Below are 25,709 nucleotides of genomic sequence, written 5' to 3' on the forward strand. Positions count from 1 at the left end.
AGCGGGACAGGAAGGCGTCCCTGCGGACGGCTTCCTGCCAGCGAAGGCCGAGCGGCCTGCAGGCCGCTCGGCTGGAACGGCGTCAGCCGCAACGGGGGTGGGTCACTTCTCTGCGGCGCTGAACTTCAGCGTCGTGCCGCTGGTGGCGGTGACGATCCAGTTCGTCGCGTCGTAGCTGACCTTGCCCCGGCCCGAGGTGATGATCGGCATCATGTAGGCGCTGCGCGGCAGCAGCCAGGTCATGTCCGTCAGCGAGGTCGGGTGGCTGGCGGTGAAGTTGCCGAAGCCGAACACCGTGCTGGCGCTCCAGGTCACGCCCAGGCGGCGCTGGTTGAACTGCGCCAGCTGCGTCATCGTGTACCAGTTGAACTGGCCGGCCGCCTTGAGCGTGTCCGCCCGGGTCAGCAGCGCGTTCACCACCGGCAGGTGACCCCGCGCACCCGGCGGGTGGTTGTAGAACAGCCGGTTGGTGCGGTGGTTGACGACGAAGCTCTGCAGGTCCTGCAGCCACTGGCTGGTGGTGGCATCGGTGACGCCGAAGTCCTCGAACTCCTCGAAGGTCGCGTACTTGCCCTGGGGCGCGATCGGGAAGCTCCACAGCTTCTGCGTCAGCCGCGCCCCGTTGCGCCAGGAGCGCACGGCGGAGGTGCCGGTGTCGCCGACGAAGTACATGCCGACGACGCCATGCCCCTCCAGCCAGTTGACCGCCCAGCTCGGGTTGTTGCCCTGCGGCGCCGAGTACTCGGTGGTGGTCTTGCCGTACAGGCGCTCCACCGCCGCCACGTTCAGCTGCACCCACGGCAGGTAGGTGGCGGCGTTGGTCTCGTCGGCCCCCAGGCCATAGAGGTCATGGTTCCAGCCGCCGTGCGCCGCCAGCTCGTGGTTGGCCGCGAGCGCGTCGACGCGCTTGAACTGGGTCTGCGACGCAGTGTTGCTGTCCAGCAGCATGCCCAGCCCGTCGCCCTGCGTCACGGTGTCCGGACCGGCGGTGAAGTGGATGGAGAACGGCCCGCGCCTGAGCACCGTGGTCGTGTCCATCAGCGCCTTCATGTCGGTGTTCAGGTCGTCCCCGTCATCGACGTGCCAGTTGTAGACCAGCCCGCCGACGCCCTTGGGCTGCGCCGACATCACCGGCGCCTTGACCACGTCGGTCGCGAACAGGTTGAGGAAGCCGTGCAGCGGGGCCGCGTCGGTGCCGATCGCCTTGAAGTAGCCCAGCGGCATGTTGACGAACATCACCTTGCCGCTGCCCACCGTGCGCGTGCCCGCCACCAGGCCGTGGTCTGGCGAGGTGAGCAGCGGCGTGCCGGCGTAGCTGCCCTGCGTGACGTAGCTGAAGTAGCTCACCGGGCCGTAGGCGTAGCCGCTGATGGCCTGCAGCGCCGTGCTGGTGGCCGCCGCGGTGACCAGCGTGCCCGCGGAGGTGGTGCTGGTGGTGGTGCTGGTGGTCCCCGGGCTGCTGAGCAGCTTGGTCAGCAGGCTGCTCCAGGACGTGGCCGTGCTGACCTTGGACAGCAAGCGCAGCGCACTGGTGGTGGAGGTGGTGGTGCTGGTCTTCGACAGCGTGCTGGTCGTGCCGGCCACGGTCACCGTGGTGGTGGCCGGAGCGCTGCTGGTGGTCGGCGCGGACAGCGCATCCAGCGCGTTCAGGCCGAGCAGGTCGCGCACCAGCTGGGTCTGCGCCAGGCGCACGTTGCGCGAGCTCGCGTCGATGCGCTTGAGCGCCCGGGCCTCGATGAAGGGACGCATCGCCTTGCTGCCACCCGCATCGCTGCTGCTGGCGGTCACGAACGCCGCGGTGCTGGTGGTGCTGGCCGACAGCGTGGTGGTGGCCGTCCAGGGCACGTACTTGCCCGGGGGCAGGTGCAGCGCATCCAGCTGGGCCTGCGTGCCCACCGCCGGCCCGAAGCCGACCATGCGGTCCAGCAGGGTGTCGTAGAGCACGTAGTCGACGCCGGCCAGGGCCGAGAAGCGCGACTTGCCGGCGGCGTAGAAGCCGGTGTCGGTGAGCGCGCCGGCGTCATAGACCAGCATCAGCTTGCCGCCCAGGTTGGCGTACTGGGTCACGGCGGCCACCACCGCGTCGCTGGCGGTGATGTGGGCGCTGTCGGGCAGGATCATGCCGGCGATCTGCGCGGCCGCGGCGCTGCCCAGCGCGATGAACTGGCTGTCCGTCATTGTTCGGATGCGGATGCCCTCCTCGGCGGCCGAGTCGGTCCAGACCTGCACGGGCCAGCTGGTCGCGCTGGCGCCATCGGGCACCAGCAGCACCAGGGTGTCACGCGCCACGGCAGCGTGCGCCAGCGGCGCCATCAGGCCGGCGCCGACCAGCAGGGCCGCGGCCAAGGCCTTGAGGCGGCGCGGTGCCCGGTGCGGGGAAGCAGCAGGGGGTTTTGACAGTGTCATGGCGAGTCCTCTCAACGGTCAGGGGTGGAAACGGAAAGCGGTGTGGATAGGGCGGGCGGGGCCGGAGCCGGGTCGGGCAGCGGCGCCTGCGGCGGCCCGGGTTCGGCCAGCCAGAGCAGCCACAGCAGGTCGCTGACCTGGAAGGGCCAGGGGAACGGCGGGGGGCCGGCCAGCCAGGCGCGGCGGGCCCGCGCCACCCAGTCGGCCGCAGCACCGGCGTCGCCGCTGCAGTGCGCCGCCACCGCGGCAGCGGGCCACCAGAAGCCGGCCGGGTCGACGTTGCGCGCGGCCCAGTGGCGCTCGGGTGTGTGCCAGGCCGCCGCGGCGCGCTGCCAGGCGGCGCGGTCGCGGGTGACCTGCGCCGGGTCGCGCCCGGCGGGCCCCCACAGCAGCGGCCAGGCCTGCGCCATGCTGTCCGGGTACCAGCGCGCCAGGCGGGTGGCCGGGCCGTTCAGGCTGACGCGCCAGAGCCCGGCGGACCCGTCCCAGAGCGAGCGCTGCAGGGCGTCCTGCGTGCGCTGCGCCTGGTGGCGGCTCACCGCCGCGCCGGCCGCATCGCCCCAGGCCTCGGCCTGCAGCTGCGCCAGCGCCCGCCAGCCCGCGGCCACCTCCACCGCGTCCATCAGGTAGGCCACCGGGTGGTCGGCCTTGGCCCAGCTCAGGCCCTCGGTCTGCTGCAGCGTGGCCAGCGTGGCTGCGGCCACGTCGAAGGCCGCACGCAGCGCCGGCTCGCGCAGCAGCGCCGCGTCGCCGCCGTGGCGCAGGTAGGCCTGCGCCATCAGGAAGAAGGACGCCAGGGTGCTGTCCACCGCGTCGATCTGGCGGCAGTGGCGTGCGTCGATGTCGGCCGGGCAGGCCGACTGCTGCGATCCGTCGGCCAGCACCCAGCGGTCGTGCAGCACGCCCCGGTCCGGGCCGGACAGGGGCAGCTGCGCGGCCTGCCAGCGCAGCCAGTCGGCCGCCTCGCGGCGCATCGTCGCATCCACCCGCAGGGCGCCGACGAAGCCCAGGTTGGCCTCATAGGCGGCCACGTGGTGCCAGGTGCGCCCGCGCCGGTCCACGTGCGCAGCCCCCAGGCTGCGGCGCACCGCACCGTGGGTGGCGCGGCCCGGTGCGCGCACCACCAGGCGGCGCATGGTCAGCACCGCCGCGTCCCGGAAGGCCGGGTCGACCAGGTTGCCCGCCGGGCAGGCGCTGTCGATGGGCGGCGTGGCGAGGGCGGCCGGCGGGTCCTGCGCCAGCGCGCCGCCGGCCCACGCGGCGAAGAGCAGCGCGCCAATGGCGCGCGCGGCACGGACAAGGGGGTGTCGTACGCGCACGTCAGGCTCCCAGCCGCAGCGAGCGCTGGTTGGCCCAGCTCATCGCCCAGCCATAGATCGCCACGAAGCCGATGATGGCCACCATGACGCCGAACATCAGGTGCAGCAGCGGCATGGCCAGCACGCCGAAGGTGGCGATCACCAGCGCGTGCAGCGCATACAGCAGCGGCGCCAGCAGCAGCAGCCAGCCCCAGGTGAGCCCGGTCACCGCCAGGCGCTGCGCCCAGGTCACCGAGAAGAGGTAGTACGTGCCCAGGTGGATCCAGGGCGCCAGCAGCATCAGCGACCAGCACTGCTGCAGGCCGTTGCCGATGTGGTCATCCACCGAGTGCGGGAAGCTCGCCGGCCAGAGCCAGAAGAAGAACACCGCCGCACCCTGGATCAGGGCGCAGAAGCGCAACAGGTAGGCGCCGGGCCGCGCGGCATCGGGCAGGCGGCCGACGGCCCACCACAGCAGGGCCACGCCCAGCGCGTTGCCGGCCAGCGTGAGGTCCTGCGGCGCCGAGACGGCCAGGCTCACCCGGGGCGCGCCCATGTGCCAGGGCATCAGGCCCGGCTCGATGCGCGCCGACCAGCGCCCGCCCAGGCCCATCTGGTCGAGCCACCACACCAGCTGCGTCGCCCAGGCCTGGCCGATCCACTCGCGCAGCGCCACCAGCAGCAGCGTGAGCGCCAGCGCCAGCAGCGTGCTGTGCAGCAGCCGGCCACGCGGCAGCTGCAGGCCCCAGATCGAGCGGTGCATCACGCTGCGCGCGCTGCGCTGGCCGCGCCGGTCCAGCTCGCCCAGCACGGCGTGCTGCAGCGAATGCTGGAAGACAGGGCCACGGCGCCGCGGGGCCGGGGCACGGGTCAGGAATCGCATGAAGACGCTCACCGTTGGGCGCTCACATCTGCATGAACAGACCGCCGCCCAGCGTGTTGCGGCGGTAGGTCGGGTTGCTGTAGTGCTCGGCGCGCAGCAGCAGGCCCCAGCCCGGGTCGACCCACCAGCGCCAGTCGAGCCCGACCGTCGTGCTGCGGAAGTCCACCATCAGCGGGCTGCCCGCGCCCAGCGCCTGCCAGGCCTCGGTGCCGCGCGCGGCGCGCAGGGCGAGAACCTGCTCGCCCTCGCGGCCCAGCGTGGCCGCCAGGTAGGGCATGCGCGAGTGCACGCCGCCAGGCTGGCTGCGGTTGAAGCTGCTGCCGGCCTCCAGCACGACGAAGCCGTTGACGTAGTAGTTGGCCGACACGCGCAGGCCGGTGTCGGAGCGGCTGCCGTCGTAGAGCGCGCGGTAGCCCCCCAGCGTGGTGACGAACTGGCGCCGCAGCCCCCACTTGCGCGAGACCGAGGCATCGACCCGCTTGCGCGCCCAGTTCGGCCCGCCCCAGCCGCCCAGCAGCGTGGCGCTGCCGAACCAGGCCTCGCTGAACTCCTGGGTGAGGCCCAGCCCGGCCACGCCGCCGGTCTCGCCGAACTTCTTTTCCGACAGCAGCTCGGCCGCCAGCAGCGTGCCCGGCTGCGCCGACCAGTTGGCGCGCAGATTCGCCGCCGTGCCGCGCGGCAGGCCGGCGCTCAGTTCGCTCTGGTTGCCCAGCAGTTCCACACTGGCGCGCTGCGGCTGGCGCAGGCCGGGCTCGGCGGCGTGAGCGCGCCCGCAGGCCAGCCCCGTGCCCAACAGCAGGGCCGTGGTCATGGCCAGGGTGGCCCGCGAGGGGTTCTTCGGGTCACGCATGTTCAACGCTCCTCGGCTCGGCGGCCGGCGAGTGGCCCAGGTCCTGCTGCAGCACGTCGGCGATGCGGCGCGCGGTGGTCCCGTCGCCGAAGGGATTGACCGCCTCGCGCATGCGCTGCAGTGCGGCGGGCTGGCGCAGCAGGCCGTCCACCGTGGCGACGATGTGGGCCCGGTCGGTGCCGACGATCAGGCCGGCCCCGGCGTCGATCAACTCCGGCCGCTCGGTGGTGTTGCGCAGCACCAGCACCGGGCAGCTCAGGGCCGCGCCCTCCTCCTGGATGCCGCCGGAATCGGTCAGCGCCAGCGTACTGTTGCGCAGGCACCAGAGCAGCGCCGGGTAGTCCAGCGGCGGGCACAGCGTCAGGCGACCCTCCAGCTCGTGCACCAGCGGGCCCAGCTCGGCGTAGACCGCATCGCTGACCGCCGGGTTGCCGTGCACCGGCCAGACCACCGCCAGGTCCGGGTGGGCGCGCAGCAGGTCGGCCACGCTGCGGGCGATGTTCCCGATGCCCTCGCCCCAGTTCTCGCGCCGGTGCGCGGTCACGGTGATGAGCTTCCAGCCGGCGTAGCGCAGGCCGGTGCGCAGCGCGTCCAGCTCGGCGGGCAGCACCGAGCGGCCCTGGCCGAGCAGCGCCTCGACGCGGGCGGTGCCGGCCAGTGCCGCGTCCACCGCGGTGTTGCCCACGGTGTGCACGCCCTGGTCGGGCACGCCCTCGTGGCGCAGGTTGGCCGCCGCCTTGGACGTGGGCGCGAAGTGCCAGTGCGCCAGGCGCGCCGTCAGCTCGCGGTTCATCTCCTCGGGGAAGGGCTCGCGGTGGTTGAAGGTGCGCAGCCCCGCCTCCACGTGCCCGATCGGCACGCCCTGGTAGAAGGCCGCCTGGGCCGACGCCAGCGTGCTGGTGGTGTCGCCGTGCACCAGCACCGCGCTGGGCTGCACCGCGTCGAAGATCTCGCCCAGGCGCTCCAGCAGCAGCGCGTTCAGGTGCGCCAGGCTGCCGTTGCTGCGCTTGAGGATGACCTCGTGCTCCGGCTCGATGCCGAAGAACTCGTACAGCGGCTGCGCCATCTCGCGGTGCTGGCCGGTGTGCACCCAGGCCACCGGCAGGCCGCGGCGGCGCAGCTCACCGTGCACGGGCGCCATCTTGATGATCTCGGGACGGGTGCCGACGGAAATGACGATGGGGCGTTCCATGGTGGTCATCGGTTCTCAGGTTGCGGGGGAAGTCGGTGCCGCTGGGGGCGCGGAAACGGCGGCCGGGGCCGGGGCCGGGGCGGATAGGGCGGCGGGCGAAGCCGGCGCGGTGGATGCGGGCGGCTGCAGCGCCTGGGGCTGCGGTTCGGGCTTGGGCCGCAGCTCCAGCTCCAGCTCGCGGCCCTCGCCGGCCACCACGCGCCAGTGGTTGTCCGCCGTGTCCACGCGGGCCTCGCCGCGCTTCACGTCCGGGCGCAGGTAGCGCTCGCGCGGCAGCAACCAAGTCAGCCCGGCCAGCGTCACCGGGTGCTCGGCATGCAGCCGCTGCGCTGCGGCGCCGGCATCGTCCAGCGACCAGCGCGCCTGCAGGCGGCGGTTGGCGAAGTCGGCGTACTGCGCCATGGTCATCCAGGCCAGCCGGTCCTGGGCGATCAGGGCACGCGTGTCCTCCAGCCACTGGCGCAGCGCCTCGGGGTACATCACCAGTCCGAAGGGGTGGAAGTACACCAGCCGCACGCTGCGGTGGTCGGCGCAGAAGCGGTCCAGGTCGCGCAGCCAGGCGGCCACCGAGGCCTCGGGCGTGTTGGCCGCCTTGACCTCCTCGAAGGACGCCAGCGCGCCGAAGCTCGACACCGGGAAGGCCCAGACCTCGCGCGGCGGCACCGCCCCATCCTGGTAGCTGCGCGTGGGCGGCATGCCGGTGTCGCCGGTGAAGTAGTACGAGCGCATGCCGCGCTCGCGCAGCCAGGGCGTCAGCCAGGCCGGGTGGTTGCCCACCGGCGCGGAGTACTCGCGCATCGGCCGGCCGGTGATGGCCGTGAGCGCGGCGGCATTGCGCTCGATCAGCTCGGTGGCCACCGCCGGCTCCAGCTTGCTCGCCTGGGCGCCGAACCAGTTGTGGATCCAGCCGCCATGGCTGCCCACCTCGTGGCCGGCCTGCGCCAGGCGCTGCACCCAGGCCTGCGCATCGGGGTTGTGCAGCAGGTCCATGCCCTTGCCGTCGCCCGCCTCGTCGACGTCCGGGCCCACGGTGAAATGGATCGAGTACGGCCCCTGCTGGAAGGCACCCAGCTCGGCCGCCCGCGCCATGGCCGGCAGCGCCTTGCGATCGTCGATGTGCCAGTTCATCACCAGCGCACCGCGGCCCTGCGGCACCGCGGAGAGCTGCGGCAGCCCCGCCACCTGCTGCGCGAAGTAGCGCAGCAGGCTGTGCAGCGGCAGCGCATCGGTGCGCAGCTTCAGCTGCGTCAGCGGCAGGTTGACGAACAGCACCCGCCCCGCGCCGCTGCGCCGCAACCCGGCCACCAGGCTGCCGTCGGGGGCCTCCATCAGCCGCGTGCCGTCGTAGCCGCCGCGGGTGACGAAGCTGGTGTAACGCAGCGCGCCGTAGACGTAGCCGGCCAGCGTCAGCGCCTCGCCCGCGGCGGGCGGCGGCAGGTCGCTGGTGTGCGGCGGCCCACCGGCGGAGCGCAGCAGCTTGCCCGGCGGGATCTGCAGGGCCTCGACCTGGGCGGGCGGCACCGCCACCGTGCTCTCGCGCAGCATGCCGGTGCGCAGCTCGCCGTACATCGCGTAGTCAACCCCGGCGAGGTCGGACAGGCGGGCGCGGTCGTTCAGGTACTGGCCATCCAGGTCCATCGTGCCGGCGTCGTGCACCAGCATCAGGCGGGCGCCGTCGCGCACCTGCTCGCGCAGGCGCTGCAGCAGCACGTCGCCCATGCGGCGGTGCAGCTGGTCGGGCAGGATCAGCGCCGAGCTGCGGGCCAGCGAGCCGTCGCGCATCAGCTGCGATGCGGTGGCGGTTTCCAGCGGGAAGCCAAGCTCCTCGGCCGCATCGCGCCAGGCCTGCAGCGCGGCGGCATCGGGCGTGCCCTCGTCGGGCAGCAGCAGCAGCAGGCGCTGCACCGCCGGCTCGCCCGCCGGGCCGGTCAGGCTGGCCCACAGGCGTGCCAGCGGGCCGGGCATCGAACCGGTCAGCGTGCCGCCCGCCGCCAGCAAGGCCAGCAGCACGGCCAGGAGCAGCCCCGCCAGCGGGTAGCGCAGCCGCCAGAGCAAGCCCCCGGCGGGGCGCTGTGCGCTGGTGCCATCGACATTGGCCCGGTACAGGCGCGGACGATCGCAGGCGAGCTTCATGCCAGTGCCCTCCCCGGCAGCACGCCACTGTCGTCCGCACCGTCAGCCACGAGCTGCATCTTGTCGAGCGCGTCGCCACTGTCGCCGGCCCAGACGGTGCCATGCACCACCACGCCCAGCGCCACCTCGATGCGTGGCGCACACACCGTCGCCGGCCGCCCGGGCGCTCCGACGATGCAGCCCGGGCCGAGCAGCACCGCGCTCTCCGAGGCCACCGAGCCCAGCACCTGCACGCCGGCACCGACCACCACCTCGCCGTGGGCGATCACGCTGCCATCGACCGCGCAGCCCGCGCCCAGGCCGATCGCGCCATGCGCCTTCAGGCCACCCGCCGCATGGCAGCGCGGGCCCAGCGCCAGGTCGCCGTGGCAGACCAGGTCGCCATCCCAGGCGCGCCCCGGCGCCACCGTCAGCGAGTTGCCCGCCACACCGCGGCCGGTGACCTCGTTCCAGGCCACCAGGTCGTCCAGGTCGGGCTGGCCGGGAGACCCATTGTTCAGCGGATCCCCCACTGCCAGCAGCATCGAGCCGCTCCAGACGGTGCCATGCACCACCACGCCCTGGCCGACCTCCACCCGCGGCGCACGCACCGTGGCGTGCGCGCCGGGCACGCCCACCACGCAGCCCGGGCCCAACACCACGGCGGTCTCGGACACGATCGAAGCGCGTACCTGCGCACCCGGGGCGAGGTAGATCTCGCCCGCGGCCATCAGGCCGCCATGCACCTGGCAGCCCGCGCCCAGGCTGATCATCCCGGCGGCCTTCACCGAGCCCCGGGCCACGCAGCCTTCGCCCAGCGTCAGGTGGGCCGCGCCCATCAGGTCGCCCTCCCAGTGACGCAACGCCGGGATGCTCATCGAGTGGTCGACCATTGCCACGCTGTGCGCACCATCCCACGCACCATCGGCGGACACCTCCCAGCGCACGCCTTCGATGCCCGCCAGCGTGCCCTGCGCGTCCGAGGGCAGCGCCCCGGCAAAGCAGATCGTCGGCGCGTGCAGCAGCGCAAAGCTGACGTTGCGGCCCATCAGGATCAGCTCGTCGGCGCTCAGCCGCCCCGGCACCCGGCACAGGTCGCCCACCGCGACGCTGCGCCCGTGCGCCCAGCGCAGCACGCGCACCCGCGGCGGCAGCGTCAGCCGCCCACCGGCCAGCAGCGCCCGATAGGTGTGGCCGGCGGCGGCGCGCAGCGTGCCGCGCGCGGCGATCTCGGCCAGGCCATGCAGGCCCTCCGGCAGCACCGCGTCGCCCTTGCCGTACCAGATGCGCTCGCTGCGCCCAGTGCGCTGCTCCTTGCGGGTCAGCAGCCCGGAGGGCCAGGCGGCGCTGCGCGGCAGCATCGACAGCGCCGTGCCGCCCAGCTCGTCCACGCCCTGCGCCAGCGCCGCGTCGATGCGCTGGGCGAAACGCCGCGCCAGGTAGTCGGGCTCCAGCGCATCGGCCTCGTCGATGGGCAGCGGCGTCACGTCCGTGGGCCGGCGCCACTCGCGCAGCGCCGGCAGCAGCGGCAGCACGATGACGCCCAGCGTCAGCACCAGCAGGAAGACGGCCGCGATCATGTGCCGGCCCTCGGTTGCCCGGCCGCCGGGGCGCTGCGGTAGCGCACCGTCTTGTCCCACTTGAACTGGGTCTTGCCGATGCGGTCCAGCAGCACCTGCTCCAGCGCGCCGCGGCCGATCGCCACCGCACTGACCAGGAAACCCAGCCAGTTGAAGGCCAGCAGCCGGATGCGGTTGTGCGAACGGTCCATGTGCGTGGCCGCCGCGATCTCGAAGAAGGCCGCGAAGTTGCCCAGCGCGCCGTGCGTCATGAAGGCGATCACCACCAGCGCCGGCGCGATCCACTGCATCGACACGGTGAAGTACAGCAGCAGGCTGATCACCCAGCCCAGCATCAGCACCGGCGCCATGATGTAGACGCCCAGCAGCAGCGCGCCGTCGATGCGCTCGGCCCAGCTCAGGTGGCGCGCGGCCAGCACGCCCGCGGTGTGGCGCCACATCGCCTGGTTGTGGCCCTTGGCCCAGCGCTTGATCTGGCGCACCCGCACGCCCCAGTTCTGCGGCACCTCCTCGTAGCACTCGGCGCGGTTCTGGTAGACCGTCTTCCAGCCGCCCAGCAGCAGGCGGTAGGTCAGGTCGGTGTCCTCGGCCAGCACGTCGTCGTGCCAGCCGCCCACGGCGTGCAGCGCCCCCAGGCGGATGCCGCCCACCGTGCCACCGTACTGCGGCACCAGGCCCAGGTTCATGCGCGCCTGCTGGTCCACCTGGTAGCCTCCGGAGCGCTCCAGGTCGAGCAGGCGGGTCAGCAGGTTGGCGCCGCAGTTCTGCGGCACCACGCGGCCCATCACCGCGCCCACCTCGGGGTCGAAGAAGGGCGCCATCAGCCGGCGGATCAGCCCGCGCGAGGGCAGGTAGTCCGCATCGAAGACGATGATGAAGTCGGTGTCCACCGTCTCGGTGGCGTCCTTCAGCGCCGCGGCCTTGCCGGGCTTGCCGTCAGTGCGGTGGAACGGCCGGATGCGCCCCGGGAAGCGCTCCACCACGGCGTCGATGATCTCGCGCGTGCGGTCGGTGGACCGGTCGTTCATCGGCACCACCGTCATCCGGTCGACCGGGTAGTCCACGCTCATCAGGTTGACGAGGCAGTCCTCGATCACCGCCTCCTCGTTGTGGGCGGCCACGAAGATGGTCACACGCGGCCAGTCCGCGCTGACGATGCTCGCAAAGGGGTGGCGCTGGCGGCCGAACAGGCGGTTAAGCGAGAACCAGTAGTGCCGCGCCGCATAGGCCGCCAGCAGCGCCACGATCACCATCATCGAGACCACCAGCGTCCAGGACCACAGGGGCCCCAGCGGGCTGCTCAACGTCACGTTCCAGCCCTCGACCCCGGAACGCGCCGCCCACGCGGGCTGCGCCTGCGCGGCCAGCCCCACAGCCACCGCGGTGGGCACCGCCTGGCTCGGGCCAAAGCGCCGCCGGGCAGCGCACCCGCTGCCATGAATGACCGTTCCTACCCCTGACCTGTCCATCTGTACTGACATTCCCTCTGCAACCCGGCGGCCTTCAGACCCCGGCGGCGGTCCCCATGCGGCACATGTGCGACACACCGTATCAATTGGTTTCTTGTTGTAAGTCTAGACCGTAAGTGTGACGTTTTTCACATCCGGTTACGAAATTGCCTGCCATCGGGGTGTGCTCGACGCCCGCTCCTTCGCGGCCGGCATCGGCCGCCAGGGCGCGCCGGGCCTGGCTTGAGGCGCGTCAATCGGCCCGGGTCGCGGCCTGGCGGTGCATCGGCACCCTCACCGCCGCCCCCCTCGAACCAGCGCCCACATCCGGGGGAAGCCACCCCGGCGCGAAATCGGCCGCCCAGGCTGTCGGCAGCACACCACAGCGGCGGGGCCGGGCCGGGCTGTCCCAGCGGCGACAGGACCTCCGGGACAGCCCGGTGGGCGCCGCGCAGGCAGCGGCGTAGCCTGAGTGCCAGCTGGGCCGTCCCCGCCCGCACGACCTCCGCACCACCTTCACCGCCCAGAGAGAGACCCTCCGCCGATGTCTGCCGCCTCCCCCCACGCGTCCCACGCACCCGGCTCATCGAGCCCCGGTCCCCTGCCCACCCGCGCGCACCACGCCCACTGGCCCAAGCGCATGCCGCGCGAGCTCGCCGTGCCGCAGACCTCGCTGTGGTTCAACCTGGAGGTCGCCGCCCGGCGTTATCCGCAGCGCCCGGCCTACGTGCTCCTCGGCCGGGAGCTGAGCTACCAGCAGCTGCACAACGAGGCCGAGGCACTCGCCGCCTGGCTGCGCAGCCAGGGCGTGCAACGCGGCGACCGCGTGGCGCTGTTCATGCAGAACCTGCCGCAGTTCATCGTCGCCTTCTATGCGGCCATGCGCGCCGACGCGGTGGTGGTGCCGGTCAACCCGATGAACAAGGCCGACGAGTTCGGCCACTACATCACCGACCCGGACACCCGGGTGGTGATCACCAGCGCCGACCTGGCGGGCATCGTCACCCAGGCCAACGACGCGCTGCCCGCCGCGCAGCGCCTGCGTGCGGTGCTGGTCAGCCAGCTGGCCGACTACCTGCCCGCCGTCATTCCCGACGACCTGCAGCCCGCCCCGGCCATCGCCCGCTGGCTGACCACCGCCGTGCCGCTGCCCGAGGGCGCCACCGCCTGGTCCGACGCGCTCGTCGCGGGCGAGGCGGCACGCGGCTCGCTGGGCCCCTGCAGCGCCGGCCCGGACGACCTGGCCCTGCTGCCCTACACCTCCGGCACCACCGGCCTGCCCAAGGGCTGCATCCACCCGCACCGCACGCTGATGCACAACGCGGTGGGCAACGCGGTCTGGGGCACGGCCGGGGCGGAAACCGTGGGGCTGGGCGTGGTGCCCTTCTTCCACATCACCGGGCTGGTCAACGGCGTGCTGGCCAACGTCTGGGCAGGCGCCACCACCGTCATCCTGCCGCGCTGGGACCGCGACCTGGCCGGGCGCCTCATCTCACGCCACCGCATCACCCACTGGACCTGCATCCCCACGATGGTGATCGACCTGTTCGCCAGCGAGCACTACCGGAGCTTCGACCTGTCCAGCCTCACCAGCATGAGCGGCGGCGGCGCCGCCATGCCCCAGGCCGTGGCCGAGCGGCTGCTGCGCGAGTTCGGCATCACCTTCACCGAGGGCTACGGGCTGACCGAAACCGCCGCCCCCAGCCACCTCAACCCGCCCGACCGCGCCAAGCTGCAGTGCCTGGGCGTGCCCTTCTTCGGCACCGACGCGCTGGTGGTCGACCCGGTCACGCTGGAGCCCCTGCCCGCCGGCGAAGTCGGCGAGATCGTCATCCACGGCCCGGAGGTCTTCAGCGGCTACTGGAAGCACCCCGAGGCCTCCGCGGCCGCCTTCTTCAAGCTGGACGGCCGGCGCTACTTCCGCTCGGGCGACCTGGGCCGCATGGACGAGGAGGGCTATTTCTTCATCACCGACCGCCTCAAGCGCATGATCAACGCCAGCGGCTACAAGGTCTGGCCCAGCGAGGTGGAACTGCTGCTCTACAAGCACCCCGCGGTGGCCGAGGCCTGCATCATCTCGGCCAAGGACGAGTACCGCGGCGAGACGGTCAAGGCCGTCATCGTGCTGCGCGAGGCCGCCCGCGGCCAGACCAGCGCCGAGGACATCATCGCCTGGAGCCGCGAGCACATGGCCGCCTACAAGGTGCCCCGTCTGGTCGAGTTCGCCGACGCGCTGCCCAAGAGCGGCTCGGGCAAGGTCATGTGGCGACTGCTGCAGGAGAAGGAGCAGCGGGGCGGGTGATTCAGTTGGGCTGGAGTTCCCGCATGAACTGTTTGGAGCAGTCGTCCGCGGCTGCGTTGGTCTCGGTCTTCACTCGCTCGGCGCGTTGGGCCCGCATTTCCTCGTAAGGGAATCCCGCCTGATTGCGGTCATTGAATTTCCGCAAATGACATCTTGACTGCATCAACACCGTCTTTGACTGGGTATCGATCAGTCTCGCCTTGGCAACATAGTTCAATCGGAATGTCGATGCGTCATACAGCATCGACGCGAATGCCCAATCCGTCGTCTGAACTTCAATGACATAGCGCGCCTTGGGCCCATAGCTCGCAGCAATGGCGCCCACATCGTCGCCGACGATACCGACATCGACGTTGACGAAATTCATCTTGTGCTGTTGGCGAAGCAGCTCTTCCAGCTTCGACCGGATGCGCGCAGCGGGATCAGCCACGCCGTTCTCGTCGACAATCTCCTTGCCTTCCGAATACATCGCAGGAATCCCCAACCCCAGCGGAATAGCGGCTTTGCCTTGCGTCACGATCGCAAGTTCCGAGGGTTTCGTCTTGGCGAACGTGGCCGTCTGGCCCTTGAGTTGCTCCACAGAAGCGGGCGCCATGGCGACATTGCCCATGGACGCACACCCCGTCACGGCCACGGTACAGACTGCCACAAATATATTACGCATGAATGAACCTCTCGATTTTGCTGTGCCACTGCGCCGAATTGACCCTCATCACTTTTGATCAACCCACGGGTCAAAACGACGAACCCCGGTTCAAACGATGCGTTCCAGGAACACAGCTGGATCCACCGGGCTCCAGCAGTCTAGGTCAACCGCGCACGGCAGCCATTCCCACCGAAGGGGGTATGACGCCGGTAAACCACTGAATCCCCATCGGGGAGGCCGGCAGCCCCTTGTCGTCAGAATTCAGCAAGAATCCCCTCGGTACCCGGAGTGGGTCCAGGTGGTGTCGTGGACCTCACCGCCACGTTGCCCGACATATCGCACATGACCACTGGCTCGAAGCAGAGGCCACCCTTTTGCGATGCCGCGTGGCCGGCTCGCGCCGGCCCGGCATGATCGTCACCTGACCCGGCCCGTCGCCGGGGCGCGTGACGGATGCGAGGAAGCTGAGATGACGTTGACGATGAGGCACGGGCGGAAGGCCCCGCTTTGCGGACTTGGATTGGGCGCGCTGCTCCTGGGCCTGGTCCTGGGCGGGGCGATGCTGGCCGGTTCGGCCAGCGCGGCCGAGCCGGCGGCGGGCGCACCTGCCGCGGCAGACCTGGCGGGAGCGGAGGCCATCGTCAAGGAGCGCTGCCACCTCTGCCACGGGCTGCAGGGCGAGTCGGCCAGTGCGGTGTTCCCGCGGCTGGCGGGGCAGCATGCGCAGTACATCGCCAAGCAGCTGGGCGACTTCCAGTCCGGCCAGCGCAAGAGCGACACGATGAAGTCGCAGGCCGCGCCCCTGACCCCTGCGCAGATGCAGGCGCTGGGCGCCTACTTCGCCTCGCGCAAGGTGCCCGGCCGGGCGGGCCGGGATGCCGACCTGCTGGCGGTGGGCCGCTTCATCTACCAGCGCGGCAACACCTTCAGCGGCCTGCCCGCCTGCGCCAGCTGCCACGGCCCACAGGCCCACGGCACGCCGCAGCTGCCGCGGCTGGCCGGGCAGCACCCGCGCTACATCGAGGACCAGCTGCGCCAGTTCAACACCCGCGAGCGCACCAACGACAACGCGGTGATGCACACCGTGGCGTCCAAGCTCACCGAGCTGGAGGCGCACGCGGTGGCGAGCTACATCGCGACACTGGATTGAGGGGAACGCCGGGCTCCGCATCCACCTGCCGTTGGGCCCGCAGGCAGAGGGAAATCCGTGCCACCCGCTGAGCTGGATCCCCGGATGACGGCCGAAGGCACCTTCGCCGAGCACTGGTTCACCGGGCGCGGCTGGGCGCCGTTCGACTTCCAGCGCGAGGTCTGGGCGGCGATGGCGGCGGGCGACAGCGGGCTGCTGCACGCCACCACCGGCGCGGGCAAGACCTATGCGGTGTGGTTCGGTGCGCTGGCGCGGGCGGCCGCGCTGGGCGTGGCGCTAGACAGCCGGCAGGCGCCGCCGCTGGGCGTGCTGTGGCTCACGCCGATGCGCGCGCTGGCGGCGGACACCACGCGGGCGCTGGCGCTGCCGCTCACCACGCTGGCACCGGGCTGGACGGTGGGGCTGCGCAGCGGGGACACACCCTCGACCGAACGCGCCCGGCAGGACCGGCGCTGGCCCAGCGCCCTGGTGACGACGCCCGAGTCGCTCTCGCTGATGCTCACGCGCGAACACGCGCGCGCGGAGCTGGCCGGCATCCACACCGTGATCGTCGACGAGTGGCACGAGCTGATCGGCAGCAAGCGCGGCGTGCAGGTGCAGCTGGCGCTGGCACGGCTGCAGCGCTGGAACCCGGCGCTGGGGGTTTGGGGCGTGTCGGCCACGCTGGGCAACCTGGCCGAGGCGATGGCCACGCTGGTCGGGCCGGCGCGCGCGGCGCAGGCGCGGCTGGTGCGCGGCCGCTTGCCGAAGGCGCTGGCGATCGACACCCTGCTGCCCGCCGATGCCGGGCGCTTCTCCTGGGGCGGCCACCTGGGTGCGCAGATGCGCGACCCGGTGGTGGCGGAAATCGAGTCCGCGGCCACCAGCCTGGTGTTCACCAACACCCGCTCGCAGGCAGAGATCTGGTACCAGCTGCTGCTGGATGCGCGCCCGGACTGGGCCGGGCAGATCGCGCTGCACCACGGCTCGCTGGACCCGTCGGTGCGCGCCTGGGTGGAGGCGGGGCTGAAGGCCGGGCAGCTCAAGGCGGTGGTGGCCACCTCCTCGCTGGACCTGGGGGTGGACTTCCTGCCGGTGGAGCGGGTGCTGCAGATCGGCTCGGCCAAGGGCATCGCGCGGCTGCTGCAGCGCGCCGGCCGCTCGGGCCACGCGCCGGGGCGGCCCAGCCGCATCACGCTGGTGCCGACGAACACGATGGAGCTGGTCGAGGCCGCCGCCGCCCGCGAGGCGGCGCTGGCCGCCAAGGTGGAGGCCCGCCACAGCCCGCACGAACCGCTGGACGTGCTGGTGCAGCACCTGGTGACGGTGGCGCTGGGCGGCGGCTTCCGCGCCGACGAGCTGTATGCCGAGGTCCGTGGCGCGCACGCCTACCGCGACCTGCCGCGCGCTCACTTCGACTGGGCGCTGGCCTTCGTCGAGCATGGCGGATCGAGCCTGGGCGCCTACCCGGAGTACCACCGGGTGCTGCCGGACGAGACGGGCAGCTACCGCGTGCCCGACCGCGGCATCGCCCGGCGCCACCGGATGCAGGTGGGCACCATCGTCAGCGACGTGAGCATGGCGGTGAAGTGGCTCTCCGGCGGCACGCTGGGGCACATCGAGGAGGGATTCATCGCGCGGCTGAAACCGGGCGATGGCTTCTTCTTCGCCGGCCGGGCGCTGGAATACATCCGCACGCGCGACATGGCCGCCTACGTGCGCCCGGCCTCCCGACGGCGCGGGGCGATCCCGGTGTGGGGTGGCGGCAAGATGCCGCTGTCCAGCGAGCTGGCCGATGCGGTGCAGGACCTGCTGTTCGCCGTCGGCAGCCACCCGGCGGAGCAGCCGGCACCGCCGCGCCTGGCCTGCCCGGAGCTGCAGGCGGCCGGCCCCATGCTGGCGGCGCAGCGGCGCGTATCCCACCTGCCGGCGCCGGGGGCGCTGCTGATCGAGCACTTCCGCTCGCGCGAGGGGCACCACCTGACGCTCTATCCCTTTGCCGGGCGCAATGTGCACATCGGCCTGGCCAACCTGCTGGCCTGGCGACTGGCGCAGGGCGCGCCGAACACCTTCTCGCTGTCGGTCAACGACTACGGGCTGGAGCTGCTGAGCGCCGAGCCGGTCGACCTGGCGCGGCTGCAAAGCAGGCAGGCGTTCGATACCGATCACCTGCTGGAGGACGTGCTGGCCAGCCTGAACGCGGGCGAGCTGGCGCAGCGGCGCTTCCGCGAGATCGCCCGCGTCGCGGGGCTGGTCTTCACCGGCTACCCGGGCGCGCCCAAGAGCACGCGGCAGCTGCAGGCCTCCTCCAGCCTGTTCTACGAGGTCTTCCGCAAGTACGACGCCGGCAACCGCCTGCTCAGCCAGGCCGATGCCGAGGTGCTGGCGCAGGAGCTGGACCTCACCCACCTGGAGGCGACGCTGCGCCGGCTGGGGGCGCTGCGCATCGACTGGGTGGAGCTGCGCGCGCCCAGCCCCTTCAGCCTGCCGCTGATGGTGGAACGCCTGCGCGAGCAGTTCAGCACCGAGAAGCTGGCCGACCGGCTGGCCCGGCTGCTGCGGGATGCCGAAGCCCAGGCCGAAGCCCAGGCCAAAGCCCAGGCGAACGCACAGGCCAGCCCACTGCCGGCCGCACCACGCCCGCGGCGCCGACGTCCAAGCCCGAGTACCAACCCACGCCGCACCGAACATGACCCCGGTCAAGGTGGGAGTTGACGCAAACGGGTTGCATTTCAACGGATCAGGGTATCCTCTAGGGTCTTGCGCGTCTGCGCAATCCGGGTGGTCGATCCGTCGGGAAATTTCCTGAGCTCGCGCCGCCTTGCCTGGCCTGCCGGCCGCCCGTCTTGCCCGTCTGCTGCGATGAAACCGTTCAACGAAGAAACCGTGACCGAAGTCCATCACTGGACCGATCGCCTGTTCAGCTTCACCACCACCCGCGATCCGGCCTTCCGTTTCTCGAACGGTCACTTCGTGATGATCGGCCTGCCGGTCAATGGCAAGCCGCTGCTGCGCGCCTACTCCATCGCCAGCCCGAACTGGGAGGAGAGCCTGCACTTCTTCAGCATCAAGGTGCCGGACGGCCCGCTGACCTCGCGCCTGCAGCACCTGAAGGTGGGCGACAAGATCCTGGTCGGTCGCAAGCCCACCGGCACACTGCTGATCGACTACCTGAACCCGGGCAAGCGGCTGTACCTGTTCGGCACCGGCACGGGCCTGGCACCCTGGCTGTCGATCATCCGCGACCCGGACACCTACGAGCGCTTCGAGAAGGTCATCCTGGTGCACGGCTGCCGCCAGGTGTCGGAACTGGCCTACCAGGACCTGTTCAAGACCCTGCCGGAGCACGAGTTCCTGGGCGAGATCATCGGCGACAAGCTGATCTACTGCCCCACCGTGACGCGCGAGCCCTTCCCGCGCCAGGGCCGCATCACCGACCTGATCAACGATGGCCGGCTGTGGAACGACTTCGGCCTGCCCGCGCTGAACCCCGCCGAGGACCGCGTGATGATCTGCGGCTCCCCGGCCATGCTGCGCGACCTCAAGCAGATGCTGGAGGAGCGCCAGTTCAAGGAAGGCAGCACCAGCTCACCCGGCGACTTCGTGATCGAGCGCGCGTTTGCCGAGCAGTGAGCCGGCGCGGACGCCCTGACGCAAGAAAGGCCTCGCACTGCGAGGCCTTTTTCGTGGGCGCGGCCCGCGCCGCCTGGCGCAGGCGGGCAGCCCGGGCTCACTTCACGGCAGCCAGCATGTGGTCCAGCGCCGCGGCCACCTCGTCGTCGGTCAGCTTGGGGTTGCCGGCCTTGGGCGGCATCGCGCCCTTGCCCTTGATGGCCGACGCCAGCAGTGCGGCTCGGCCGGTCTCCACGCGCGGCGCCCAGGCGGCCTTGTCGCCGAACTTGGGGGCGTTCGCCAGACCGGGGATGTGGCACATCGCGCAGTTGTTGTTGTAGACGGCCTGGCCGTCGGCGGCCCAGGCGGAGGTCACCCCGGCGGTCAGGAGCAGGGCGGCGGCGATGCGCAGGGTTCGGGGGGCAGCGGTCATGACAGGGGTCTCCTCGTCTCGGGCGGTGGATCGGGCCGGCGCAGTGACTGGGCAAGAAAAAACAGGTGGCTGCCGCGGCCGGGCCGTCGCGGCAGCCACCCCGCCTGCACCGACCGGAGGCAAGGGGTCGGAGGGAGCCGGTCGGTGAGGCTGGGAGGCCCTACTGCAAGCCATGTGCCCGATGGCTGGGAGGCCGCCGCTGCGGGTGAACCCGCAGGGCCGGGCTACCCGGGCGGGTGTCGAGGGGCCCTGCGGGGGACGCTGGCTGTCCCAAAGCCGCGCAGCACCCGGCCGCGTCGCCGCGGCGGCGCCAGCCGGGTGCTCCTGCGCTGAACAACCGCGACACGGGTTTGCGCCGCGACAAATCGGCCAGCCCGGCGCCGGTTCACGATGGCTGCGGCAAGCGCAGGTGAAGGGATGGCCCTTCACAATGTCGTGACCGTGATGCAACCGCAGAGGTGGAAACCATGGAGCTGACGAGACGACAGGTGGCCGGCTGGGCGAGCGCGGCCGGGCTGGGTTGGGCACTGGGCGGCTTGGCCGGCTGCGCGTCGATGAACCAGGCGAACAAGCAGCGCCAGGTGGCCTCGGTGTTGAGCTTCCTCTTTCCTGGCAAGGAGGAGCCCCCGGCGCCCGGCAGCCAGGTGGCGGTGCTGAATGTGCCGTTCCGCATCGGGGTGGCCTTTGTGCCCGACACCACGCGCGCCGACATGCGCCTGTCCGAGACCGAGCGGCAGCAGCTGGCCACCAAGGTGCGCGACGCCTTTGCCCGCTTCCCCTTCGTCAGCCGCATCGAGACGGTGCCCTCGCTCTACCTGGAGCCGGGCGGCGGCTTTGCCAACCTGGAACGCGTGGGCGCGCTGCTGAACCTGGACGTGATCGCGCTGCTGTCCTACGACCAGGTGCAGCACGCCGACGCCAGCGGCTGGTCCTTCCTGTACTGGACCGGGGTGGGCGCCTACGTGGTCGAGGGCGACAAGTTCGAGGTGCTGACCGCCGTGGAGTGCACCGTGTTCGACATCCGCAGCCACCGCCTGCTGATGCGCGCGGCCGGCACCGCAGGCAACAAGGGCGGTGCGACGCTGGTGGGTTTCACCGAGAAGGCCCGCGAGGCGCGCGGTCAGGGTTTCGCGCAGGCGATGGACCAGATGGTCACGAACCTGCAGGGCGAGGTGCAGGCCTTCCGCGAACGGGCGCCGAAGGACCCGATGATCCGCCTGGTGCTGCCGCCAGGCTACGACGCGGCCGCTGGCAACAGCTCCGCGCCGAAGTGAAGGCGGGGAGCGGCCCATGGCGTCCGATGCCCACTTCCTCGACCACGTGCTCGACCAGCTGGGCGGTGTCTCCGGCATCACCCACCGCCGCATGTTCGGCGAGTACGCGCTGTACCACCACGGCAAGGTGGTGGCCTTCATCTGCGACAACCGGCTGTTCCTGAAACCCAGCGCCGCCGGGCGGGCGAGCATCGGCGTGGTGAGCGAAGGTTTCCCCTACCCGGGCGCCAAGGCACACTTCGTGGTCGACGACCTGCTCGACGACCGCGAGCGGCTGGTCGCGGCCCTGCTGGCCACGAGTGCGGATCTGCCCGAGCCCAAGCCGAAGGCCAACCCGAAACGGGAACCGAAGGCGAAAGCACCGGCGAAGGTGAAGTCAGCCCGGCCGAAGGCCGGCTGACCCACGGACGGCTTCAGGAGCGCGGCAGCGCCGACTCGTCGGCCAGCACGGCGAGCAGTTCGGAGTGGAACTCGCGCCGGTAGAGCACCCAGATGACCCCCGTGGTGCCGGCAACCATCGCCAGCGGCGAGAGGAACCACAGCAGCGCGGCGAAGCCGAAGTAGATCGCGCGCAGGCCGTCGTTGAAGGTTTCGGCCGCCAGCCCCATCACGCGGGCGGCCCGGTGAGCGTAGGCCAGGCGGGCCGCCTCGTCGGCGGCGAAGACATCGCGGTCCGGCGCGGCGCCGATCATCAGGGCACCGAAGGTGTACTGCCGCATCGCCCAGGTGAAGCGGAAGAAGGCGTGCACGTACACGCCCAGCAGGAGCAGCAGCTTGAGGTCCATCACCAGCGCGGAGGTGCGCGCGGCGAAGGGCAGCTCCTGCATCAGTTCGGTGGTCTTCTCGGTGGCGCCCAGCGCCGCGGCCAGGCCGCCGATGACGAAGATGGTGGTGGAGGCGAAGAAGCTCGGCGCCGAGGAGAGGTTCTGCAGCACCTGGCTGTCGACGATGCGCACCTCGCGCCGCGTGCTCTCCAGCATCCAGACCTCGCGGATGCGGTTGGTGCTGCCCAGCACCGAGCGGCGGGTCAGGCCGCGGTGGCGGGCGAACTGCACGTAGCCGACCCAGCCGACGACGAAGGCGGCCAGCGCCAGCCAGTCGGCCCGGGGCAGGACCTGGAGGGCACGCAGGAGGAAGTCCATCCTCGCACTCTACCGAAGCACGGCGAGGCAGGAGCGCGACGCAGGACGAGGCGGACCGCTTCAGGACGCCAGGTCGAACACCAGCACCTCGGCGCCGCAGCCGTCGCTGACCCGCAGTTCGGCCTCGTCCTGCGCCGCCAGGGCATCGCCGGCGGCCAGCGCCACGCCGTTGACGGCCAGCCGCCCGCGGGTGACGAAGACGTAGGCCTTGCGCGCCGGGTCAAGGGCAAGCCGGGCGGATTCGGTCGCGCCGTCGAACCGGCCGATCCACAGGCGCGCATCGGCGTGCAGCGGCACCTCGGCGGCATCGGCCTCGCCGATGGGCGCGGCCACCCGCTGCAGGCGGCCGCGCTGATCGGCGGGGTCGAAGGCACGCTGCTCGTAGCCGGGTGCGAGGCCACGCTCGGCCGGCAGCAGCCAGATCTGCAGGAAGTGCGTGACCGAGCCCGGGGCGTGGTTGTGCTCGCTGTGACGCACGCCCGTGCCGGCGGTCATGCGCTGCACCGAGCCGGGCGGGATGGCGGTGCCGTTGCCCATGCTGTCGCGATGCGCCAGCTCGCCTTCGAGCACCACGCTGACGATCTCCATGTCGCGGTGCGGGTGGGTGCCGAAGCCGGTGCCCGCAGCGATGCGGTCCTCGTTGATGACACGCAGGTTGCCCCAGCCCATGTGGGCGGGGTCGTGGTAGTCGGCAAAGGAAAAGCTGTGGAAGCTCTTCAGCCAGCCGTGGTCGGCATAGCCGCGCTCGGCAGATCGGCGGGGAATCAGCATGGTGGTGGCCTGCGCCGGGGCGGCGGCCCTCCTGGTGGGCGGAACGGGTGGCAGAACGGATGGCGGAACGGTCGGTGGAACAGCCGCTGATCTTGCCGGGCGGGCGGGCGGCGTGGGTTCAACCGGACGCGATGGCATCATTCAAGAACGCTGCACCCCGGCCGCCGGCCGGCTCCCTGGTGCGCTGCGACGCCGAAGAAGGCCGCCGACCATGACCAATCGCCGCCGTGCCCTGACGCCCGAGGCGCTGGAGATGATGGACACCATCGCCCGCACCGGCAGCTTTGCCGCCGCCGCCCGCGAGCTGGGCAAGGTGCCCTCGGCGCTGACCTACAGCGTGCGACAGCTGGAGGAGGCGCTGGACGTGCTGCTGTTCGACCGCCGCTCGCGTCAGGCCCAGCTCACCACCGCCGGTGACGAGCTGCTGCGCGAGGGCCGGCGCCTGCTGGTGCAGATGGACGCGGTGGCCAACCGGGTGCAGCGCGTGGCCACCGGCTGGGAGGCCACGCTGTCCATCGCGGTGGACAGCATCATCGCCGCGCCGGCGATCTTCGACTTGATGGACGCCTTCTTCGCGCTGAAGGTGGCCCCGCGCACGCCCGCGGGATCGCCGCCGGCATCGCCCGCCGCCATCGCCTCGCCCGCGTCCTTGGCCGAGGCCGACGACCCGTCGGCGCACGCCCCGCCGACGCGACTGAAGCTGCGCAGCGAGGTGATGTCGGGCACCTGGGAGGCGCTGATCAACGGCCAGGTGGACCTGGCGATCGGCGTGATGCTGCCCGACACCCCCTTCGACGTGGTGGAGTGCGCCCCGCTGGGGGTGCTGGACATGGTGTTCGCCGTGGCGCCGCACCACCCGCTGGCGCGCGAGGACGAACCGCTGAGCAGCGCGGCGGTGGCTCGGCACCGGGTGGTGGCGATCGCCGACACGGCGCTGCGCATGGCGCCGCAGACCTTCGGCGTGGCACCGGGGCAGGACGTGCTGACGGTGCCCTCCCTGGTGGCCAAGCTGGAAGCGATCATCCGCGGCCTGGGCTGCGGGCGCATGCCCGAGCCGCTGGTGCGCCTGCACGCGGACGCCGGCCGGCTGGTGGTCAAGCCGCTCGCCGAGGCGCCGCGCCGCATCGAGTTGCACTACGCCTGGCGCCGCAGCGCCGGCCACGGCCGCGCCCTGGCCTGGTGGCTGCAGCAGCTGGAGCGCCCGGCCACGCGCCGCGCGCTGCTGGAGCAGCACGCCGGGCTGATCCTCTGACCCCTGCCGCGCGATGAAGGACTTGCCGCCCTACCGTGGCCGCTTCGCCCCCACGCCCAGCGGGCCGCTGCACGAGGGCTCGCTGGCGGCAGCGCTGGCGTCCTGGCTGGATGCCCGCGCCCACGGCGGGCGCTGGCTGCTGCGCATCGAAGACGTGGACGGGCCACGCTGCCAGAGCGGCGCGGCCGAGGAGATCCTGCGCCAGCTGGCGTGCTGCGGGCTGCTGCCCGACGAGCCGCCGCAGTGGCAGTCGCAGCGCAGCGCCCTCTACGACGCGGCACTGGCGCGGCTGATCGACGGCGGGCGGGCCTACGGCTGCGCCTGCACGCGCGCCGACATCGCCCGCGCCTGGGCCGCACAGGGCCACGTGCACGAGCGCCACGCCGAGTGGGTCTACCCAGGCACCTGCCGGCCCGAGCGAGGCGGCCTGGCCGGCCGGCCCGCTCGGGCCTGGCGCCTGCACACCGGCACGGCGGGCTCCCCTGCATCGCTGATCGACTGGCGCGACCGGCGGCTCGGCGCACAGTGGCAGGACGTGGCCGCCGAGGTGGGCGACTTCGTGCTGCGGCGCGCCGACGGCTGCTGGGCCTACCAGCTCGCCGTGGTGGTGGACGATGCCGAGCAGGGCATCACCCACGTGGTGCGCGGCGAGGACCTGGCCGACAACACGCCGCGCCAGATCCTGCTGCAGCGCGCGCTGGGCCTGCCCACGCCGGCCTACCTGCACACGCCGCTGGTGCGCGCGGCCGATGGCGAAAAGCTCTCGAAGAGCCATGGCGCGCCGCCCGTGGACCTCACCGACCCGGCTGCCGCCCTGCTGCGGGCCGCCCAGGCGCTGGGCCTCCCGATCCAGGGGATGCTCCATCCCGGAGCGGGGGGGCACCTCCCCGACCTGCTTGGGCTTGGGGTCTCCCTGTGGGCACAACAGGCCGAGTGGGTGGCATCATCGTGACCTTTGTAATATTTGCTGCCGCACGCCGGGGGGCGTGGGGCACACGTTCCTCGAAGGCAGATTCCGATGACCACGACCCCGTCCGGCCTCCATATTGAAGACACCGTGCCCGGCAGCGGCGCCAACGTTGCCACCGCCGGCAGGCAAGTCAGCGTGCACTACACCGGCTGGTTGCATGACGCCAGCAAGCCTGATGGCCGAGGCCGCAAGTTCGACTCCAGCAAGGACCGCGGCCAGCCGTTCCGCTTCGACCTCGGCGCCGGCATGGTGATCCGCGGCTGGGACGAAGGCGTGCAAGGCATGCGCGAAGGCGGCACCCGCGTGCTGGTGATTCCGCCCGAACTCGGCTACGGCGCCCGCGGCGCTGGCGGCGTGATCCCGCCCAACGCCACGCTGGTTTTCGAAGTCGACTTCCTGGGGTACTGAC

At 71.9% G+C, this 25,709-nt stretch carries 21 protein-coding genes; 9 read left to right on the plus strand and 12 right to left on the minus strand.

The features are described from left to right. Window positions 1-102 precede the first annotated feature (102 nt). From NGK70_RS22080 to NGK70_RS22115, 8 genes are read right to left on the minus strand one after another with little or no spacing between them, the layout of a single operon-like run. Window positions 103-2,406: a polysaccharide deacetylase family protein gene (locus NGK70_RS22080; protein WP_251970611.1), complete on the minus strand. Its 2,304-nt coding sequence runs from the start codon at window positions 2,404-2,406 to the stop codon at window positions 103-105. 11 nt (window positions 2,407-2,417) lie between these two features. Then, the gene (locus tag NGK70_RS26530) at window positions 2,418-3,725 is read right to left on the minus strand and encodes a hypothetical protein (RefSeq protein ID WP_310742553.1); all 1,308 of its coding nucleotides are present in this window, start codon (window positions 3,723-3,725) and stop codon (window positions 2,418-2,420) included. 1 nt (window position 3,726) lies between these two features. Continuing rightward, window positions 3,727-4,587, minus strand: a complete 861-nt coding sequence (locus tag NGK70_RS22090; protein ID WP_251970612.1) for a hypothetical protein — start codon at window positions 4,585-4,587, stop codon at window positions 3,727-3,729. A gap of 22 nt (window positions 4,588-4,609) precedes the next feature. Beyond that, window positions 4,610-5,437, minus strand: coding sequence for a YaiO family outer membrane beta-barrel protein (locus tag NGK70_RS22095; protein WP_251970613.1), 828 nt, complete (start codon window positions 5,435-5,437; stop codon window positions 4,610-4,612). Then, window positions 5,430-6,638 carry a non-hydrolyzing UDP-N-acetylglucosamine 2-epimerase gene (wecB, locus tag NGK70_RS22100; protein WP_251970614.1) on the minus strand — a complete coding sequence of 403 codons (1,209 nt, stop codon included), beginning with the start codon at window positions 6,636-6,638 and terminating at the stop codon, window positions 5,430-5,432. Before wecB ends, NGK70_RS22095 begins: the two co-directional genes overlap by 8 nt. A gap of 6 nt (window positions 6,639-6,644) precedes the next feature. After that, window positions 6,645-8,762 carry a polysaccharide deacetylase family protein gene (locus tag NGK70_RS22105; RefSeq protein ID WP_251970615.1) on the minus strand — a complete coding sequence of 706 codons (2,118 nt, stop codon included), beginning with the start codon at window positions 8,760-8,762 and terminating at the stop codon, window positions 6,645-6,647. Next, a complete protein-coding gene (locus NGK70_RS22110; RefSeq protein ID WP_251970616.1) occupies window positions 8,759-10,321 on the minus strand; it encodes a hypothetical protein in 1,563 nt (520 codons plus the stop codon). The genes NGK70_RS22105 and NGK70_RS22110 overlap by 4 nt, the downstream gene beginning before the upstream one ends. After that, window positions 10,318-11,712, minus strand: a complete 1,395-nt coding sequence (locus NGK70_RS22115) for a glycosyltransferase family 2 protein (protein ID WP_310742554.1) — start codon at window positions 11,710-11,712, stop codon at window positions 10,318-10,320. Before NGK70_RS22115 ends, NGK70_RS22110 begins: the two co-directional genes overlap by 4 nt. A gap of 601 nt (window positions 11,713-12,313) precedes the next feature. Here NGK70_RS22115 and NGK70_RS22120 point away from each other — a divergent pair. Continuing rightward, window positions 12,314-14,071: a long-chain fatty acid--CoA ligase gene (locus NGK70_RS22120; protein ID WP_256490704.1), complete on the plus strand. Its 1,758-nt coding sequence runs from the start codon at window positions 12,314-12,316 to the stop codon at window positions 14,069-14,071. Window position 14,072: 1 nt separating this feature from the next. Here NGK70_RS22120 and NGK70_RS22125 read toward each other — a convergent pair whose 3' ends face one another. Next, on the minus strand, window positions 14,073-14,681 hold the full coding sequence (locus NGK70_RS22125) for a hypothetical protein (RefSeq protein ID WP_251970618.1): 609 nt from the start codon (window positions 14,679-14,681) through the stop codon (window positions 14,073-14,075). 556 nt (window positions 14,682-15,237) lie between these two features. On the opposite strand from NGK70_RS22125, the gene NGK70_RS22130 reads away from it, so the two are divergent. The 3 genes from NGK70_RS22130 to NGK70_RS22140 all read left to right on the plus strand — a co-directional run bounded on the left by NGK70_RS22130 (window position 15,238) and on the right by NGK70_RS22140 (window position 19,479). Then, entirely contained in the window at window positions 15,238-15,867 is a 630-nt protein-coding gene (locus tag NGK70_RS22130; protein WP_251970619.1) for a c-type cytochrome, read from the plus strand. 84 nt (window positions 15,868-15,951) lie between these two features. Then, the gene (locus NGK70_RS22135; RefSeq protein WP_251970620.1) at window positions 15,952-18,561 is read left to right on the plus strand and encodes a ligase-associated DNA damage response DEXH box helicase; all 2,610 of its coding nucleotides are present in this window, start codon (window positions 15,952-15,954) and stop codon (window positions 18,559-18,561) included. A 147-nt stretch (window positions 18,562-18,708) separates the two neighbouring features. Next, complete coding sequence (locus NGK70_RS22140; RefSeq protein ID WP_251970621.1) at window positions 18,709-19,479, plus strand: ferredoxin--NADP reductase; 771 nt, start codon at window positions 18,709-18,711, stop codon at window positions 19,477-19,479. Window positions 19,480-19,576: 97 nt separating this feature from the next. Here the strand turns inward: NGK70_RS22140 and NGK70_RS22145 are convergent, their stop codons facing one another. Next, on the minus strand, window positions 19,577-19,891 hold the full coding sequence (locus NGK70_RS22145; protein ID WP_251970622.1) for a c-type cytochrome: 315 nt from the start codon (window positions 19,889-19,891) through the stop codon (window positions 19,577-19,579). Window positions 19,892-20,358: 467 nt separating this feature from the next. On the opposite strand from NGK70_RS22145, the gene rhlP reads away from it, so the two are divergent. Both rhlP and NGK70_RS22155 read left to right on the plus strand, forming a co-directional pair. Next, a complete protein-coding gene (rhlP, locus tag NGK70_RS22150) occupies window positions 20,359-21,165 on the plus strand; it encodes a rhombotarget lipoprotein (protein ID WP_251970623.1) in 807 nt (268 codons plus the stop codon). A 16-nt stretch (window positions 21,166-21,181) separates the two neighbouring features. Then, complete coding sequence (locus tag NGK70_RS22155; RefSeq protein WP_251970624.1) at window positions 21,182-21,565, plus strand: TfoX/Sxy family protein; 384 nt, start codon at window positions 21,182-21,184, stop codon at window positions 21,563-21,565. A gap of 13 nt (window positions 21,566-21,578) precedes the next feature. Here NGK70_RS22155 and NGK70_RS22160 read toward each other — a convergent pair whose 3' ends face one another. Both NGK70_RS22160 and NGK70_RS22165 read right to left on the minus strand, forming a co-directional pair. Beyond that, the gene (locus tag NGK70_RS22160; RefSeq protein ID WP_251970625.1) at window positions 21,579-22,307 is read right to left on the minus strand and encodes a DUF599 domain-containing protein; all 729 of its coding nucleotides are present in this window, start codon (window positions 22,305-22,307) and stop codon (window positions 21,579-21,581) included. Window positions 22,308-22,367: 60 nt separating this feature from the next. Further along, on the minus strand, window positions 22,368-23,078 hold the full coding sequence (locus NGK70_RS22165; protein ID WP_251970626.1) for a pirin family protein: 711 nt from the start codon (window positions 23,076-23,078) through the stop codon (window positions 22,368-22,370). A 211-nt stretch (window positions 23,079-23,289) separates the two neighbouring features. On the opposite strand from NGK70_RS22165, the gene NGK70_RS22170 reads away from it, so the two are divergent. The 3 genes from NGK70_RS22170 (at window position 23,290) to NGK70_RS22180 (ending at window position 25,708) form a co-directional block, all read left to right on the plus strand. Then, a complete protein-coding gene (locus NGK70_RS22170; protein ID WP_251970627.1) occupies window positions 23,290-24,330 on the plus strand; it encodes a LysR substrate-binding domain-containing protein in 1,041 nt (346 codons plus the stop codon). A 13-nt stretch (window positions 24,331-24,343) separates the two neighbouring features. After that, window positions 24,344-25,282 carry a tRNA glutamyl-Q(34) synthetase GluQRS gene (gene gluQRS, locus NGK70_RS22175; RefSeq protein ID WP_251970628.1) on the plus strand — a complete coding sequence of 313 codons (939 nt, stop codon included), beginning with the start codon at window positions 24,344-24,346 and terminating at the stop codon, window positions 25,280-25,282. A gap of 66 nt (window positions 25,283-25,348) precedes the next feature. Continuing rightward, entirely contained in the window at window positions 25,349-25,708 is a 360-nt protein-coding gene (locus NGK70_RS22180; RefSeq protein ID WP_251970629.1) for an FKBP-type peptidyl-prolyl cis-trans isomerase, read from the plus strand. Window position 25,709: the final 1 nt, after the last annotated feature.

Origin of the sequence: Sphaerotilus microaerophilus (genome assembly GCF_023734135.1) — a bacterium.
GTDB classification, from domain to species: Bacteria; Pseudomonadota; Gammaproteobacteria; order Burkholderiales; family Burkholderiaceae_C; genus Sphaerotilus; species Sphaerotilus microaerophilus.

Coding starts and splice junctions, on each gene's coding strand:
- NGK70_RS22080 (WP_251970611.1), bottom strand. CDS start 2,406: ATGACACTGTCAAAACCCCCTGCTGCTTCCCCGCACCGGGCACCGCGC.
- NGK70_RS22090 (WP_251970612.1), bottom strand. CDS start 4,587: ATGCGATTCCTGACCCGTGCCCCGGCCCCGCGGCGCCGTGGCCCTGTC.
- NGK70_RS22095 (WP_251970613.1), bottom strand. CDS start 5,437: ATGCGTGACCCGAAGAACCCCTCGCGGGCCACCCTGGCCATGACCACG.
- wecB (WP_251970614.1), bottom strand. CDS start 6,638: ATGACCACCATGGAACGCCCCATCGTCATTTCCGTCGGCACCCGTCCC.
- NGK70_RS22105 (WP_251970615.1), bottom strand. CDS start 8,762: ATGAAGCTCGCCTGCGATCGTCCGCGCCTGTACCGGGCCAATGTCGAT.
- NGK70_RS22110 (WP_251970616.1), bottom strand. CDS start 10,321: ATGATCGCGGCCGTCTTCCTGCTGGTGCTGACGCTGGGCGTCATCGTG.
- NGK70_RS22120 (WP_256490704.1), top strand. CDS start 12,314: ATGTCTGCCGCCTCCCCCCACGCGTCCCACGCACCCGGCTCATCGAGC.
- NGK70_RS22125 (WP_251970618.1), bottom strand. CDS start 14,681: ATGGGCAATGTCGCCATGGCGCCCGCTTCTGTGGAGCAACTCAAGGGC.
- NGK70_RS22135 (WP_251970620.1), top strand. CDS start 15,952: ATGACGGCCGAAGGCACCTTCGCCGAGCACTGGTTCACCGGGCGCGGC.
- NGK70_RS22140 (WP_251970621.1), top strand. CDS start 18,709: ATGAAACCGTTCAACGAAGAAACCGTGACCGAAGTCCATCACTGGACC.
- NGK70_RS22145 (WP_251970622.1), bottom strand. CDS start 19,891: ATGACCGCTGCCCCCCGAACCCTGCGCATCGCCGCCGCCCTGCTCCTG.
- rhlP (WP_251970623.1), top strand. CDS start 20,359: ATGGAGCTGACGAGACGACAGGTGGCCGGCTGGGCGAGCGCGGCCGGG.
- NGK70_RS22155 (WP_251970624.1), top strand. CDS start 21,182: ATGGCGTCCGATGCCCACTTCCTCGACCACGTGCTCGACCAGCTGGGC.
- NGK70_RS22160 (WP_251970625.1), bottom strand. CDS start 22,307: ATGGACTTCCTCCTGCGTGCCCTCCAGGTCCTGCCCCGGGCCGACTGG.
- NGK70_RS22165 (WP_251970626.1), bottom strand. CDS start 23,078: ATGCTGATTCCCCGCCGATCTGCCGAGCGCGGCTATGCCGACCACGGC.
- NGK70_RS22170 (WP_251970627.1), top strand. CDS start 23,290: ATGACCAATCGCCGCCGTGCCCTGACGCCCGAGGCGCTGGAGATGATG.
- gluQRS (WP_251970628.1), top strand. CDS start 24,344: ATGAAGGACTTGCCGCCCTACCGTGGCCGCTTCGCCCCCACGCCCAGC.
- NGK70_RS22180 (WP_251970629.1), top strand. CDS start 25,349: ATGACCACGACCCCGTCCGGCCTCCATATTGAAGACACCGTGCCCGGC.